The following is a 15,383-nucleotide window of genomic DNA, read 5'->3' on the forward strand; positions in this document are numbered from 1 at the left end:
CCCCGTCATCCTCCAAAGGCGCGTACCGCCAGGTAGTACTTGTACGCGATGCCCCTGCAGGTCCCCTTCCAGAAGTAGTGGGAGCAGACGCCGTAGTAGAGGACGTAGTAGAAGACGTCGTCCACCGTCTTCCTGCTGGAGATCACTCCCATGCCGCGCAGCGCGTATCCGTAGTCGTGCATCATGCACGCCGCCCGGAAGTCGTACCCGAGCGGTTTGTCGGGAGCATGGGTGCAGTAGTCGTAGAACACGCCGCGGACCCACCAGCCGGCCGGCGTCTTGACCCACCAGACGTAGCGCCAGCTGCCGTGGTACCAGGCGTAGTTGATGCCGCAGTGGTTGAACGCGAAGTGCCAGAAGTTGGTGCACCAGTACCACTTCTTGCCGTCCAGGTCGGCGTTCGAGGTGGGCGACTGGTTGCCGTAGTCGTAGGCGTTGGCGCTTCCGCCGTCCACCGGGTCGGTCTGGAGGAACCGTCCCAGCTTGGGCTGGTAGAGCCGGACACCCATGAGAATGGTGCCGTCGGGGGTGTCGGAGGCCCGCTCGGCCGCGCCGTGCCAGCCGTACCTCGTCGAGGGCTGACCCGGGCGCGGGTTGCCGAACTCGTCGAAGTCCAGCGCCAGCGGGACGCCGTCGGCCACGCTGTAGACCACGTTGATGTCGTCGTGCAGGTTGGTGAGCTGCAGCCGGACGTCTCCGGTGGCCGACGTGACCGCCGCCAGGCCGCCCGAGATGGAGTGGACGTTCCTGGTGACGGCGCCCGTGCCGGCGTTCTCGACGATCCACGCCGGCGTGTCGTCGTCGGCGTCGAAGTGCTCGGTCCGCTTGCCGATGCCGATCCACGTCCCGCCGGTCTGCTGCTCCACCGTGGTGGTGTCGCGCCGCAGTTGCGGGTCGAGCGTGTAGGACTGCCGCACCGAGCCGGAGGTCATCGACTTGACCAGGTCGGTGTTGTAGTAGTCCACCGTCAGCCCCGCCGGCGTGGACGTGGTGCGACCGTAGGCGTCGTACACGTACCCGGAGTCGGCCAGCCGGTCCCCGCCGTCGTAGACGTGGTTCTCGGTGACCGCGCCGGAGCCGTCGCACGCGCTTCTGGTCAGCGACGTCCGGTTGGAGTTGGCGTCGTATCCGTACTTCCGGCGCGAACAGGTCCCGTTCACGGTGTCGTCCACCGAGCCGATCCTGCCCGCCTTGTCATAGTCGATCTGCTGGGCCGAGATCCCGTTGTGCGAGACCTGCTGGCCGTGGATCGACCAGGTCACCGAGTCGTCGAGCAGCTTCACACCGGCGACGGTCTGGTAACCGCGCCAGGTCGGCGCACCTGACGGGTCCCTGAGGAGGCTGTAGGAGACGCCTCCCGGAAGGTTCTCGTGGACGATGGCGCCGTCCACGTCATAGGTGGCGGTGAACGTGCCCGCGACCGAGTCGGTCATCGAGGTGAGCACGCCCCTGGGGTCGGCCGCGGTGTCGTAGACGTAGGTCATCGTGGACGGCGCGCCGTCCGTCTTCTTGATCACCCGGTCGAGTGCGTCGTACTCCACCCTGGTCACACCGCCGTCGGCGTCCGTGTAGGACACCTGGCGTCCCAGCGCGTCGTACTCCCGGGTGATGGAGGTTCCGTTCGACGCGGCGGTCTTCAGCGTGCGTCCCGCCGAGTCGTAGGTCGCGGTCACCTCCGGCACCGCCGTGCCCACGCCACCGGTGATCGTGGTCTTCACGATCTGGCCCGCGGCGTCGTACGTCATGGAGGTGGTCCTGGTGACCCCGTTCGCGGTCTCGGTCACGTCGCTGACGCGGCCGCCCGGCTCGTAGGTGTAGACCTTGGTGACCAGTTCGGCGGGGTTGGAGCCACCGTCGGAGATCGTCGTCTTCGCCTTCGTACGGCAGAGCAGACCGGCCCACTCCGCCTTGCCGCCACAGGTCCCGGTGCCGTCGGCGGAGTAGTACTCGCTGGTCGTCGTGCCGGCGTCGTCACCCGACGACTTCGGCATGGTGGTGCTGATCACCCGGCCTTCCGTGTCGTAGCCCGTCGTCTTGGTGGTGTTCAGGCCGCCGGGGTCGTCGACGGTCTTGGTGGACTTGCCGGTCGTCCAGTCGTAGTAGGTCTTGCTCACCCTGACGTCGGCGTCCCCGCTCCGGCCGGGCACCGAGGCGCCCACGGTGACGGTGGTGGCCAGGTTCGCCACCTTGGCGTCGGACGGCCTGCCCTCGTCGAAGGTGTTGACCGTGTGCTTCCTCGCGGGCACCTGCACGCCGTTCACCTTGACCAGATGCAGCGGCCCGAGCTCGGCCTGCACGCGCTGCCCGTCGGAGCTGTAGATGGTCTCGTCGGACAGCACCCGGGCCCGCTCGGCGGTCGAGGCGTTGATCAGGTTGAGCTGGGTCAGGTCGTTCGCCGCGTTCGGCCCCTGGCCCAGGGCGAGCGCCCGGTTGCCGGCCGACAGCGACAGCACGGTGTTGCCCTGCGCGTCGTACTGGCTGGTGGAGATGCCGCCACCGGGGTCCGCGCGGTTGACCACCTGCGCCGACGCGTTCAGGTAGGTGATCGTCGCACGGCCGTAGTCGGACCCCGCCAGGCCGCCGCGCCCCGTGTGGTTCGCGGGCACATCGTCGGCCGGGAAGATCGCGGTGGCGTCGACGGGCGGGTCGTTCTGGCCCCACGTCGTCGTGTTGGCCGCCGCCAGGGCGTACGGCGCGCCGCTCCCGCTGACCGGGACGTCGTACACGACGGAGACGCTCGCCGTGCCGTTCGTCTCGCTCATGGTGCCGGGGCGGAGCGTCGGCCGCGAGGCGCTGAGCAGCATCCCGTCGGCCGCGGTGTCCGGGTTGCCGGCCTTGCCGTACGTGAAGGTCCACGGCAGCTCGCCGGGCGGGGAGTACCGGTTGACCCGGCCCCCGAGGTCGTAGTCGTAGCGGGTCTTCACGTCAGGGGTGTTGGGGTTCCACTGCTCACGCAGGCGGCCCAGGTCGTCGTAGCGGTACGCCGCCAGGCCCTGCGGCGTGCTCGCGCCGCCCTCCCAGAGGTCGATCTGCTTGACCTGGCCGGCCACGTCGCCGAGCTGCGCGCCCGCGGTCGTGGTGGTGGCGTAGGTGAACCTGATCAGCCGGCAGCCCTGGGGCAGGGCGGCGAGGGTGTCCACATCGCAGTCGGACTGCTGGGCGACCGACCAGGACGGCGCGATGATCTTCACCGGCCTGGCGAGCGTCGTGCCGTCGGAGCCGGTCACCGACTCCCAGACGAACGTCGTGTTGCTCTTGCCGCTCGCCGGGTAGACCGCGCGGACCAGGTAGGTCGTCGAGGCGGAGTTCACCTTGGCGAAGACCGTCCGATCCGCCGAGTTGACGTCGGAGAGCGTGTAGCGGTCGGTCGCCGAATCGAAGGTCAGCTTCAGGTTGGCGGCGTCGGGCTGCGGCGTGAAGGATCCGTCGGTGTTCTTCGTGAAGGCGACGGTCGAGCCTTCACCGCTGATCTCGACAGAGGTGGCCGAGGTCGGCCGCAGCTGGGCGAAGGTGCCCTGCCCGGACTGGGCGAGCCCGGCTGGGGTCCACTCGGTGCCGAAGATGGCCGCGACCCCCGGCAGCGAGGATCCCTTGCGCGGGTTGCGAGAGGAGAAGGAGCGCATGAGCCCGACGCCGAACACGTTGGCGTCGGTGGCCGCCATCTTGAAGTCGCCGGTGAGCATGTTGACCGAGCCCGGCCCGACGGGCTGGGTGGTCGCGCCCTCCGCGTCGCGGTCGACGACCAGGTCGACGGGCGGAGACGCCGCCGTCCCGGAGGAGGTGGTGAAGTCGGCCCTGATCTGGATCACGCCGTCGTCGGTGAGCGTGTGGGTGGTGTCCCAGACCAGCTCGGGCGAGACGCCGTTCGCCAGCGCCACGGGCCAGGTGATCGCCGAGCCGTCGGCCTTCTTCCGCACGTCCGCGGCCGGGACCTGGTGCCAGGAGTCGGCCTCGCCGCGACGGTAGGAGAAGCTCACCGCGGTCAGCCCCGCGCTGCCCGAGGCGGACAGCACAGTGCGGCGGGCGGTGGTCTGCCCGTCCGCCGGAGAGGTGACCGCCGAGGTGCCGACGTTGAAGGTGTAGGTCGTGGCGGCGGAGATGTTGCCCGCCTTGTCCTTGACCCACGCCTTCAGCGTGTGCGGCCCGTCGCTCGTGGGGGTCCAGGTGACCGTGTACGGCGTGCCGGTGCTGGCGGCCGACTGCTGGGCGCCGCCGTCGAAGGACCAGAGCACACTGGCCACGTCCGTGCCCGACGGGGTGATGGTGAACTTGCCGGCCTGGCCGGAACCCTTCGCCCACTCGTTCGCCGGGTAGTCGGTGGAGGAGACAGCCGGGGCGGGCGGAGGCGCCGCGTCCACGGTGAACGTGAACCAGCTCGACCACGCGCTGTAGTCCGTGCCGTCGAAGGAGCGGACCCGCCAGTGGTAGGAGTTGTTGGCGAGAGCCGTACCGACCTTCCAGGAGCCGGTGGCTCCGGAGGCGATGCCGGAGACGGACCCGCCGGTGACCTTGGTCACGTGGTCAGGCGTCCACACCTCGAAGTCGGCGCGCTGCGCCTGCCCGTCGGCGTCGCTGACCTTGGCGGACAGCGTCGGCTGGGCCGCCGCCACCAGCGCCGGGCTGGCGCAGGTCGTGCACGGCGCGATCGCCAGGCTCGCCGGCGTCGAGGGGATCGTGTTGTAGTTGATGGAGACGTTCGGGTTGTTCTCGAACCGCTTCCAGTAGTAGTTGTCCGTCTCGCTGCCGGCCTTGACCATGAGCGTGATGGACGTGCCGCCCGCGTTCACGGTGCTCTGCAGGGCGCTGGTCACGTCCCAGCCGACCCAGGCCGCCGGGCAGCTCGACGGCCCGCCCGATCCGCTCGATGACCAGCCGTAGGCGACGTTCTTCGCGCCGATGCTCAGGTTGGAGGCCGGCTGGTTGTTCCAGTTGGTGCCGGAGCCCACGGCGGCGGTCCGGTGCAGCTCGACGTTGCGCGCCGAGCAGGACCAGGCCCACGTCTCCCTGATGTTGAACGTCGCGGAGAGGATGTGCTTGCCCGCCATCCCCGAGAGGCCCATGTTGAAGAACGAGCGCCGCTTCATGCCGCCGCCGTTGCTGGTGCCGGCGGTGGCGTCGTTGGTCGAGTTGTAGTAGGTGCTGGTCGGATAGGCGGAGTCGACATACGTCCAGCCGGACTTCGCGGCGGTGAAGCTCGGGTCGATCGTCACGGGGAAGACCGTGGCGGGGTCGGCCAGCAGAGCGGCGTCCGGGGTGACCTTTATGGCGCCGTCGGCCAGCCGTACGTCCATCTTGCCGCGCTTGCCGGCCTGTGTACCCGTCTGGGCGATGGAGGCGGAGGGCGCGGCCGCGGGGTTGTGCCTCATGGCGGCTTCGGCGGCGGCGTCCCACATCTCCGCCGCCGAGGTGGCGAACACCGGGTCGTCCTTGGCGTTCACGACCGTGACGTTGCCGTACTTGTCGGCCTTGAGCTTGCCCTTCTTCAGGGAGGTGCCGAACGTCAGCGCCTTGAGCTTCGGATCGGCGGCCGCCTCACGGGTCTTGACCACGAGCTTCTCGGCGAAGCCGTCGACGTCGGCGGTCAGCACCAGGTCGACGCCCGGCAGCACCTCGGGATAGGTCGCGGTCGCGCCGTTCAGCACCGGCCTGGGGAGGGCGCCCAGCGGGGAGCCGAGGGTGAGCTCGGTCCCCTTCTGCGACGCGGTCACCAGCGGGCCGTCACCACCGCCGGAGAAGCGGTAGGACATGGCGGCGGCCTTCGGAGTGACCGACCCGTCGGGGTTCGCGGTCAGCGTGGCGTCCGCCGCGGCCCACTGGTCGCCCTGCTTCACGCGCACCGGGCGGAACCGGTGCTCCTGTGTCACGGTGCCATTGGGGTTGATGTAGAACTCGTCGGTCTCCGAGGTGAGCGACGTCACCTTCAACCGCTTGCCACAGACCGCCGCGGCCAGCCTGGCGGAGGCTTCGGTGGGCATCTCATCGGGACAGGCCGCCTTCGCGACCTGGATCTTCTTCGGAACGGGCATCGCTCTCGCTGAGAGGGGCGAAAGAGTGGTCGACACCAGCGCCAGGACGATCAAGGGCGGCATCGCCGTGAGCCGGCCCAGTTTCTTCGTCAACACCGAGTTTTCCTCCGCATACGCGACGGGGGCAGTGTGACTCAGGCTGACCAGAGGCTGTATACGTGCCGTATAGATCCCGTTATGCGGCCATATTCGGGGGCGAGTTCAGGGAGAGCGGTGACCGATCACCACGAGTTCTCAGGGCGGCCGCACTTCACCATCGGCACCCCAGGATGGGAAGAGGTCGCGGACTATGCGCTGATAGGGCCACCCCGGCCAGGCGGAACAGGAGCACTGCGATGCACGAACCGACGCACCACGCGGGACGCCCCCAGGAGAACCCTCCCGTCCGGCATCCGGCCCATCACGAACCCGGAGCGGCCGGCCAGGGAGCGACTTGGGCGCTCGCGGTGTAGGCCACGTTGCACTGCCTCACCGGCTGCGCCGTCGGGGAGGTGCTGGGCATGGTGCTCGGCACCGCCTTCAAGTGGCCGAACGCCGGCACCATCGCCGCGTCCGTCGCACTCGCGTTCTTCTTCGGTTACCTGTTCAGCCTCCGCCGGTTACGTCACGCCGGCCTCGACTGGCGCACCGCCGTACGGCTGGCACTGGCCGCCGACACCGTGTCGATCCTGACCATGGAGATCGTGGACAACGCCGTCGTCCTCATCATTCCGGGAGCGATGGACGCCGGTCTCACCTCAGCGCGCTTCTGGGGCTCCCTGGTCCTGTCCCTGGCGGTGGCCTTCATCGTCACGGCCCCCGTGAACAAGCTCATCATCGGCCGGGGCAAAGGCCACGCCGTCATCCACAAGTACCTGCACTGACTCGGCGGGGAAGATCACCGCGGCCGAGCCCGTTCTCGAGCCCCCAGGACATTTCGGCCGGACGCTGAAGCACTTTCAGGGCCGAGCGAGAGCGCCGCCAAGACATATTGCGAAGAATTCAGGCCCAACGATGGCGCAGTCGAGACTGGGCCCGCTCCTCGCCATTTCTCTCTCGCGGCGCCGTACAACGCCGAGAAACCGAATGACGTTCGTCGGTCCACGAGCGCCATGGCGATATGCCATTCTTGGCGATATGGCGTACAGGCTCGGTCAACTCTTCAGACATCCCGAGTTTCAGCCGGCGAACCCCAACGGCTGCCCCGCCACGGGACGCGAGGGAGCCGGTTCGGGAGGCCGGCGGGCGGGCACGTCCGCCCCGCGTCACGCCAGGAATCAGACTTCGCCAGGCGCCCCTGTCCCATGGGGGCAGGGCAGATGACCTATGGGAACGACGGGAACGACGGACCGTTCGGGATCGGGCGCGCCCCGATCGACTTTCTGGCCCACCGCCAGCGTCGGGGAGTCGCAGGCGCCAGGGAGGAGTTCGAGCAGATGCTCGGTCTCCTCGTGCGAGCAGTGATCGGCGTTCAGACCTATGCGGTCGAGGCCAATCCCGGCGACTGGGGCATCGACATCCTGGTGGGTGACCTCAACGGCCATGTGAACATCTGGCAGGCGAAGTACTACATAAATGGTTTCACCGGCCGCCAGCACCAGGATGTCCGGAAGTCCTTCGAATCCGCCCTGAAGCATGCCGGTCGAGAGGGTTATCGGATCGACCGCTGGGTGCTGTGCATTCCTCGCAGCATGGATCCGCCGTCACTCCGATGGTGGCAGCGTTGGAAGTCGGCGCAAGAAGCGGACACGAAGATCCGCATCGAACTGTGGGACGAGACCGAGCTGCGCCGTCTCCTTTCCTTACCGGAGGCGCGGCATGTGCGCGCCGACTATTACGACTGGCCCCGGCCGGTCGAGCGGCCGGACGCCCCGCCGGTGCCCCTGCCGCTGCCGACATCTCCCGATGAGCCATGGCGGACCGGACTGGTGCTGAGCTGGCGCGGTGACGACGGCGTTCCGGACGACTACCTCCTCCACGACGGCGTCACGGAGACCTACGGCGGTGACCGCTCGTGGGTGTGGCGGGAGGCGACCGCCGACCGGCTGAGCCGTGACCGAGAGCGGGTCCGGCTCCGCCAGATCCGCGTTCTGCGGAACACGCCGCACGCGGCCGAACGCCACGGATGGCTTCACGCCCAGACGCGGCTGCTCACGGACCTGAAGGGCCTGCCGGATCTCCCCAGGGTCTCCGCCGTGTACGGCGAGCGGGACGGCGTCGTGGTGGCCACGGTGCAGCCCAGAGGTCCGGCCTGGCGCGAGGTGTTCGGCCCCCCTGCCGAGCCGTACGGCACGCCGATCCCCTTGGACCGGCTGGCCGCCGCCGCGGCACTCTCAGCCGCCGCCACGGTGTGCGACCTGCTGGGCGAACTCCATCAGCGTGGGCACAGCCATCGCACTCTGAGCCCGGACACGATCGTCCTGCGCGACGGTAGGCACGAGGCGGCGTTCCGGGATGCCGGGCTGTCCGCCATCGGCCCGGAGCACGGTGAGGGGCGCGGTCCCTACCAGGCCCCCGAACAGCGTCGAATCGGACCCGGCGGCCCTGGTCCCGGCCCCCGGACCGACGTGTACCAGATCGCCGCGATCGTTCACCACACGCTGACGGGCCACCCGCCGACGCCCGGTGCCACGCTCCCGCTGCGCGCCGCCGTACCCATGTTTCCCGACTTCCTGGAGGACCTGCTGCTGCGTGCCCTGGATCCCGACCCCCGGCGACGTCCCCACAGCGTCCGCGCGTTGGCCGGCGGCCTGAGGCGGGGGCGCCGCGTGCTGTCGCAGGGAGGCCGGTCGTGACGACGATTCCGCTGTCCCTCCCCGGCCCGGTGGCCCTGATCCCCTCCCAGAAGGTCTACGACAAGCTCGCGCAGAGCGGCACGCGTCCGCTTCAGCTGGTCGAAGAGATCGACCGCCTCGTCCGATCCGGCGCCTTACCGGCACGGATCGACGACAACCGCCTGGTGGTCTACACCGGGAGGCACGTCGCCTGGCTGTTCCTGACCAAGATGGGGGATGCCTACCGGCTGGGCAGCGCGGCCCCCCGCACCTTCAGGGACGAGGAGCGGCTCCTGGGAGGCGCCCTGCTTCTCCACTGCCCCGCCGGGTGGTACGCGTTCCACCACGTGCGGGACATCCGGCCGGGGACGATGGTCTCGCATTGGCCGCTGCTGCAGCGGGCCTGGGCGGACGTGAGCCGGCCGCAGTCGCCTCCTTCGCCTCTTCCGCCCCATCACATCGCGCATCTCGACCTGATGCGCCAGGTCATCGACGCCAGCCGGGACATCGAGATCGCCCGGCAGCACTCGGCCGACCCCCTGCACTACCGCAACAAGGACAGCGCCCGGGAGCAGCGCCACACCGCACACGGCGTCTACTCATTCGAGCTGGTACGGCCCGCGGAGCTGGCCGACGGGGCCATCCTCTATCTGGCCGACCAGCCGGACCTGAGGGGCAGGGTGGTGCGGGTCAAGGGCAGGCATGTCACGATCCGCTTTGAGAAGACCGTGGACTTCGGGCGGATCCCGCCCGTGGGCGCGCTCATGGCGATGCCGAGTGATCGAATTTTCCGCGCGCAGGCCGAGGCCGTCGAGGCGCTGCGTGAGCGCCTTACGGTCAACCACCACCTGCTCGACCAGTTGATCGACCGCCGGGTCTTCCCCTTCCGGCCCGACGAGACGCTCCGCCCACGCCGGCCCCTCGACAAGGCCAGCCGGCAACTGGAGGCCTTCCAGCGGGCCGTGGCCGTACCCGATCTGCTGCTCATCCTGGGACCGCCCGGCACCGGCAAGACCCGGACCATCAGCGAGATCGTCGCAGCCTGCAGCGGCAGGCAGCGAGTGCTGGTCACGTCGCACACCAACCAGGCCGTCGACAACGTGCTGAAGCAGCTTCCTAGCGACATCCTCGCCATCCGGGTGGGCAACGAGGACAAGATGACCGATCACGCCCGGAGTCTCATGGTGGAGGCCCATGCGGTCGAGGTCCAGCGAGAGATTCTGGCGTCGACGGAGGGCATGGCATCGCGCCTGTCCGTCTTCTCCGGCTCCTCTGGCTCCTCTGGCTCCTCTGGCTCCTCTGGCGACGGCGATATCGCCGGACGGCACCTGTCCCATCTGCAGTCGTCGCTCGACGACGCGCGCGCGGCAGAGCAGGAGGCGCAGCGCATCAGGAGTGCTCTGGACGCGGCGATCAAGCGGGCGATCACGCCGGTCGCGAGGCGGATCGCCGACACTGGAAGGGCCCTGACCACAGCGCGCGCCACCGTGGGCGAGCTGGAAGCCGCATCGCAGGTCCTCCGGAAGCGCCATGCGACCAGTCAGGCCCGCGCCGCCTCGGGCCCGCTCGCCTTCCTCTTCCAATGGCTGGCTGCTCGGCGGCTACGCAAGCTCCAGGCGACGGAGATCTCACTAGGCGCCGCCCGTACAGCACTGAGCCACGGCGAGGCGGCATACGGTCAGGTGCAGGAGGAGGCGCAGAGGCTGATCGCCATGGACGCGGAAGCCGCCGGCCTCACCGCCGCCGAGGACCACGTACGGGAAACCCGGGACCGGGCGCTCTCCGACGCCGGGAAAGCCGTCGTGATCCTCCGCTCCATGGTGGGGGCGTTCCTGCCGGTCGGCGAAGGGACTCCGGATGATCTGGACGGGTGGGAGCGGCTGAGCCGGGAGCTCGCGCAGGCGACCGGTCTGCTCGAACGGCGGGCTCGGCTCCTGGCCGACTGGCGCGCCCGCATCGGCGACGCGGAGCGGGACCTGCAGCGCGAGCTGGTCCGATACGCCGATGTGGTCGCCGCCACCTGCATCGGGACCGCGACCTCGGCCATCCTCGCCGAACTGGACTTCGACCTGGCGATCGTGGACGAGGCCGGGCAGATTTCGACGCCCAACCTGCTGGTCCCGCTCGTCCGGGCCAAGCGGGCGATCCTGGTGGGCGATCACCACCAACTGCCGCCCTACCTCGACGAAGAGGTCCGGGACTGGGCGGACGGCCTGGGCCGCGACGGCTCCATGACGCCCGCGGCCGTCGAGGAGGTGGGGGACGTTCTCCGCCGCAGCGCCTTCGAACGCCTCTACGGCTCGCTCCCCGGCGATCACCAGGTCATGCTCACCGTGCAGCGGCGGATGCCCCGCGAGATCGGCGACTTCGTGTCCAACGCCTTCTACGGCGGGATTCTCCGTACCGACCACCCCGGAGGGGGCGGGGACCCCGTCTTCACGCGGCCCCTCGCCATGATCGACACCTCCGACCTGCCCCCCTCGGCTCGGCGCGAGCGCAGAGGCGGCAAGAACGAGGACGGCGACCGGCCCGGCTACGTGAACCCCGCCGAGGCTCGCCTCATCGTCCGCCTAGTCGCGCTCGTCGCCCCCTCCTACAAGGACTGGGCCGTCATCGTGCCGTACCGGGCGCAGGCCGATCTGATCCGAGCCGAGCTCGCATCAGCATTGGGCAGCGCCTCCGAGGTCGCCGACAACATCGGCACGGTCGACTCGTTCCAGGGAGGGGAACGCGACCTGATCGTGTACGGCTTCACCCGTAGCAACGACAACGGCAGGATCGGGTTCCTCAACGAGCTGCGACGGCTGAACGTCGCCGTTTCCCGCGCCCGGCGTCAGCTGGTTCTGGTGGGGGACACCGCCACCCTGGCCGGCGCACGCGACAAGGGATTCTCCACGTTGATGGTGCGGCTGCTCGACCACCTGGCCCACTCCGGCGACCGGCGACCGTCCCTCGCGGTGACCGCGTCCTTGGATCGGCTGGAGAGTGGGCAGGCATGACCGGCCGTGTCATCTATCCCGCCCGGCGAGCGGTCGAGCACGCGGTCACGGTCTCCGGGGTCCGTCCCGCTCGTCTGTTCGCCGTCCTGTGGCCGCTGTGGCAGGTCGAGATCACCGCCGATGTGCAGGATGAGCAGGCCTACGAGGTCATCGACCGGTTCCTCACCCGCGCCGTCGCCGAAGGCGGCATCGACAGCGCGGCCGAGCTGAGCCGGTTCTTCGGCCTGCATCGTTCACTGGTCGATCGCTGCCTGGCCTTCCTCACCGTCATCGGGCACATCACCGCCGACGGGGAGAGGATTCGCCTGACCGAGCTGGGCATGCGATCCATGCGGGCGGACGTCCGCTATGTCGCGAAGGAGAGCCGGCAGAAGCTCCTCATCGAGCGCTTCACCGGCCGGCCGTTGCCGAGACGTCACTACGACGGGTCGATCGCGGTCCTCACCACACCGGAGGTCGGCGAAGACCAGGTCGTCGACCGGACCCGCTTCCGGCCGCTCTTCGCCCCTATGGCATTCCAGCCACGGATGATCACCGATCTCGCATCCCGGCCCGACCGTACGGAATACAACCTTCCCCGGAGGCTCCAGGCGATCCGTGACCTCAAGCCTCAGGACGCCTACCTCCCGGCGTACATCATCGAGACCGCCGATCGGTCACTGCTCGCGTACACGGCGGTCAGCGGCGAACGGGACACCTTCCTGGAAGGGGTCTGTCGCGATGTGCCGGATATTCACGCGCGGATAGAGGCCGAACGCCGCGTCGATCCTCGGCAACTGTGGACGGCATGGCTGGCGGAAAGCGGGCTGGGACACGGTGTGCTCCAGGAACTTCCCCATGGAGTCTGGCGAGCCGTTCTCGGCAAGGCGGCCTTCAGCGGCCCACCGAAGCTCCCTCTCAGCCGGCTGGGCTCCTTCCAACTGCGCGACAACCACTTCCTGCAACTCTGGTGTGAGGACCGAGAGCTGCGACAGCGTGCCGTACAGGAACGGTCGCTCCGCATGAGCCGGCAGCGTGAGGTCAGAACCCAGGCCGACCTCACCGACCGGATGACAATGCTCGCGTGGCAACTGGAGGTGGCCGCGCCGACGATCGCGTCGCTGCGCCCCTACGCCGAAAAGAACGGGATGCACAACGAACTGGCCCATCTCGACGCCCTCGACTGAAAGGACGGCCATGCTGGACGACGACGGACGGCTGAGGCTTCGCCGTACGTTTACGGAGGACGCGGCCCTCTACGACCGGGCCCGGCCCGGTTATCCGGCCGGGTTCTTCGAGGAGTTCACACCACGAAGGACTACCTCGACGTGCTGAACACCTACTCCGGCCACCGAACCCTTCCGGAGCCCGCGCGACCCAGCCTGCTCGCCTGCGTCGCCGCCCTTGCCGACGGTCGGTACGGCGGGCAGATCGTCAAGCGCCATCAAGTAGCCTGGGCCATCCGGTGGGGCCGTACGATTCACCGATAAAACAGGCTGTATCCGCCTATGCTCCCGCTATGAAGATCGTAGCCTTCGGGACCGCGCCGGTCGGGATCGTCGCCATCGGGGTGAACGCCACAGGCGTGATCGCGATCGGGCCGGTCGCGACCGGTGTGATCGCCGTCGGCCAGCTGGCGCGGGGTGTGATCGCGCTCGGGCAACTGGCGGTCGGCATTGTGGTCGTCGGTCAGCTAGCCGTAGGGGTCGTCTGGGCCTGTGGCCAATTGGTGATCGGCGCGACCGCCGGTCCCAATCAGTTCGCAGTTGGGCTCTTCGGACGTCTCTACATGTCCCGGCTGTTCGACCCGTATGGCGGGCAGATCCTGCGTAACTCCGGGATCAAGCCGTGGCGGGCGGCCGTCGGGACGCTCGGCGTGGCGGGGCTGCTCGTGTTGTGGTGGTACGCGGTCGGCCTGCAGCTCAGCGACGCACTCGGACCGAACTGATCATCTGGTCGCTGCGGGTCGCTGGAACGGCACGATGAACGGCATCGGCTCCCGTTGTCGAGCGCCAGGACCCGGTGAAGTCGTCGTGGAGCCGTCGCCCTCCCCGCCGGCAGAGAGCGAATGGTCACGCGCGCAGGACGAAACCCAGCACGGACGGCACGATCAGCAGGAGAGATCCGCCCAGAGCGTTCAGCCAGACGGGGACGCGTCCGAACAGGGCCTCACCGCCACGCGACAGCGTGGTGGCGCGGACGGCGTTCACAGGGGAATCGTGACGGGTGCCCATCAGCCGACCTCCGCCAGACCGCCGGGAACCAGCACGAGACCCGCTCGACGCGCCTTGTCGACGCTGGCGCGCAACGCCTCCTCGACCTGACGGGCCTGCTCGGTGAGCCCGGCGAGCTCTACGACGGCCAACTCGTCCCGGACCGTCCGTGCGAGTAGTTCCTGGTAGGCATCGGTGCTGGCGGCAAGGCGCCGCATGGTCTTCCACTGCGCCAGCGCCTCGTCGGCGGCCCGAACCTGTGCCGCGTACTTCTCCAACGCCTCGATTCGCCTGGTCACGGATTCGGTGGCCAGGTTGAGCGCCCGGACCTGTGGCTTGAGCAACTCGGCGATCTGCTCGTTGCGACGGACGGCGAGCGCGGCCGCCTGCTCGCCCTTCAGCCTGCTGATCTGGGCGAGCGTCTGTGCGATCTCCCATTCCTGCTGGGGCAGAGTCACCTTGTTGCGGACGTCGTCCAGCAGCCCCTCGCTGTTGACGGCCGACTCCAACACGGTCGCTCTCGCCGTCTGCGCGCGCTGCAACAACGCCGCAGAAGCCTTGTCGAGATCGTCGGGCCTGACATAACGCCCATGGTGCTGTCGCGCCAGCCGTCCTGCTCTGCCGTCGCCGCAGAAGCTCACAAGTAAGCCGTAGACGACCGGCAGACCACCGGTGAGGAGCCACAGCCCGGCCGGTTTCCACACAAGGAGGGAGATCAGCGCGCCCTGCACGACAAGGCCCGCCACGCGGCCCCGCTTGCCGAAGTAGAAGCCAATCAGACCCGGCACGAACGTCCATAGCGGCGCCAGCCACAAACAGAAGAGGAGGTCCTTCCCGGTCCGTCCGCCGAACCTGGCCGCAGGCCGTAACCCGGACGCCGGATGCAGCGACTCGGGGTTTTCCTGCAAAACAAGCAGTTCATCGTCGCTTAGCGTGGGATCGAACACCGGCTGTGGCATGTGATCTATCTACAGCCTCATCCCCGATGAGTGAAAGTTCTTCTCGAAAATACCCCGGGCAGGCGGCCCCACGGCGCAGGGTGCGTGTCAGCCCGCCGACAGGCCCGACCATCTCGGCGATCGGCCCCCCTTGCTCGCGGACCTCTCCTCATTACAGCGCGGAGCGGCCCGCGAGGGATGCCGGTCAGGTCGTCGCCACTCGTAGCGGCCCGCGAGGGGGCCCGCTACGTGGTCTTCTACCGGGCGTTACTACGCCGGGGTGTCCATTCGCTCGCGGAGGCTCAGCGGGCGCATGTCGGTCCACACCTGGTCGACGTAGTCCGAGCACTCCTCCTTGGTGCCCTCCTTGCCCACGCGCTGCCAGCCCGCCGGAATCTCATGGCCTGCCAGCCACAGCGAGTACTGGTCTTCGTCGTTGCGCAGAACTTCGTAACGGGCGTCGTCATTCATGGTG

Annotated in this window: 9 protein-coding genes; 5 read left to right on the top strand and 4 right to left on the bottom strand. The window is 68.8% G+C overall.

Annotated features, from left to right (window positions below; translation table 11 throughout):
• Positions 1-5: 5 nt before the first annotated feature.
• Positions 6-6,122 carry a phospholipase A2 gene (locus tag ABH927_RS03170; RefSeq protein WP_370017911.1) on the bottom strand — a complete coding sequence of 2,039 codons (6,117 nt, stop codon included), beginning with the start codon at positions 6,120-6,122 and terminating at the stop codon, positions 6-8.
• A gap of 362 nt (positions 6,123-6,484) precedes the next feature.
• Between ABH927_RS03170 and ABH927_RS03175 the strand changes: the two genes are divergently transcribed.
• The 5 genes from ABH927_RS03175 to ABH927_RS03195 all read left to right on the top strand — a co-directional run bounded on the left by ABH927_RS03175 (position 6,485) and on the right by ABH927_RS03195 (position 13,705).
• Positions 6,485-6,889 carry a DUF4396 domain-containing protein gene (locus ABH927_RS03175; RefSeq protein WP_370017912.1) on the top strand — a complete coding sequence of 135 codons (405 nt, stop codon included), beginning with the start codon at positions 6,485-6,487 and terminating at the stop codon, positions 6,887-6,889.
• Positions 6,890-7,324: 435 nt separating this feature from the next.
• The gene (locus ABH927_RS03180) at positions 7,325-8,800 is read left to right on the top strand and encodes a hypothetical protein (protein WP_370017913.1); all 1,476 of its coding nucleotides are present in this window, start codon (positions 7,325-7,327) and stop codon (positions 8,798-8,800) included.
• Positions 8,797-11,778, top strand: a complete 2,982-nt coding sequence (locus ABH927_RS03185) for a DEAD/DEAH box helicase (protein ID WP_370017914.1) — start codon at positions 8,797-8,799, stop codon at positions 11,776-11,778. The genes ABH927_RS03180 and ABH927_RS03185 overlap by 4 nt, the downstream gene beginning before the upstream one ends.
• Positions 11,775-12,944 carry a hypothetical protein gene (locus tag ABH927_RS03190; RefSeq protein WP_370017915.1) on the top strand — a complete coding sequence of 390 codons (1,170 nt, stop codon included), beginning with the start codon at positions 11,775-11,777 and terminating at the stop codon, positions 12,942-12,944. Before ABH927_RS03185 ends, ABH927_RS03190 begins: the two co-directional genes overlap by 4 nt.
• A 332-nt stretch (positions 12,945-13,276) precedes the next feature.
• Positions 13,277-13,705 carry a hypothetical protein gene (locus ABH927_RS03195; RefSeq protein ID WP_370017916.1) on the top strand — a complete coding sequence of 143 codons (429 nt, stop codon included), beginning with the start codon at positions 13,277-13,279 and terminating at the stop codon, positions 13,703-13,705.
• 124 nt (positions 13,706-13,829) lie between these two features.
• Here ABH927_RS03195 and ABH927_RS03200 read toward each other — a convergent pair whose 3' ends face one another.
• From ABH927_RS03200 to ABH927_RS03210, 3 genes are all read right to left on the bottom strand, one after another.
• On the bottom strand, positions 13,830-13,967 hold the full coding sequence (locus ABH927_RS03200; RefSeq protein ID WP_370017917.1) for a hypothetical protein: 138 nt from the start codon (positions 13,965-13,967) through the stop codon (positions 13,830-13,832).
• Between the two features lie 23 nt (positions 13,968-13,990).
• Positions 13,991-14,929, bottom strand: a complete 939-nt coding sequence (locus tag ABH927_RS03205) for a hypothetical protein (RefSeq protein ID WP_370017918.1) — start codon at positions 14,927-14,929, stop codon at positions 13,991-13,993.
• A gap of 249 nt (positions 14,930-15,178) precedes the next feature.
• Complete coding sequence (locus ABH927_RS03210; RefSeq protein ID WP_370017919.1) at positions 15,179-15,379, bottom strand: MbtH family protein; 201 nt, start codon at positions 15,377-15,379, stop codon at positions 15,179-15,181.
• Positions 15,380-15,383 lie beyond the last annotated feature (4 nt).

It is taken from the genome of Planotetraspora sp. GP83 (assembly GCF_041262585.1).
Taxonomy (GTDB): domain Bacteria; phylum Actinomycetota; class Actinomycetes; order Streptosporangiales; family Streptosporangiaceae; genus JAOEGB01.

Excerpts from the sequence above, each read along its gene's own strand:
- ABH927_RS03180 (WP_370017913.1), top strand. The coding sequence starts at position 7,325 with ATGACCTATGGGAACGACGGGAACGACGGACCGTTCGGGATCGGGCGC.
- ABH927_RS03205 (WP_370017918.1), bottom strand. The coding sequence starts at position 14,929 with ATGCCACAGCCGGTGTTCGATCCCACGCTAAGCGACGATGAACTGCTT.
- ABH927_RS03195 (WP_370017916.1), top strand. The coding sequence starts at position 13,277 with ATGAAGATCGTAGCCTTCGGGACCGCGCCGGTCGGGATCGTCGCCATC.
- ABH927_RS03190 (WP_370017915.1), top strand. The coding sequence starts at position 11,775 with ATGACCGGCCGTGTCATCTATCCCGCCCGGCGAGCGGTCGAGCACGCG.
- ABH927_RS03210 (WP_370017919.1), bottom strand. The coding sequence starts at position 15,379 with ATGAATGACGACGCCCGTTACGAAGTTCTGCGCAACGACGAAGACCAG.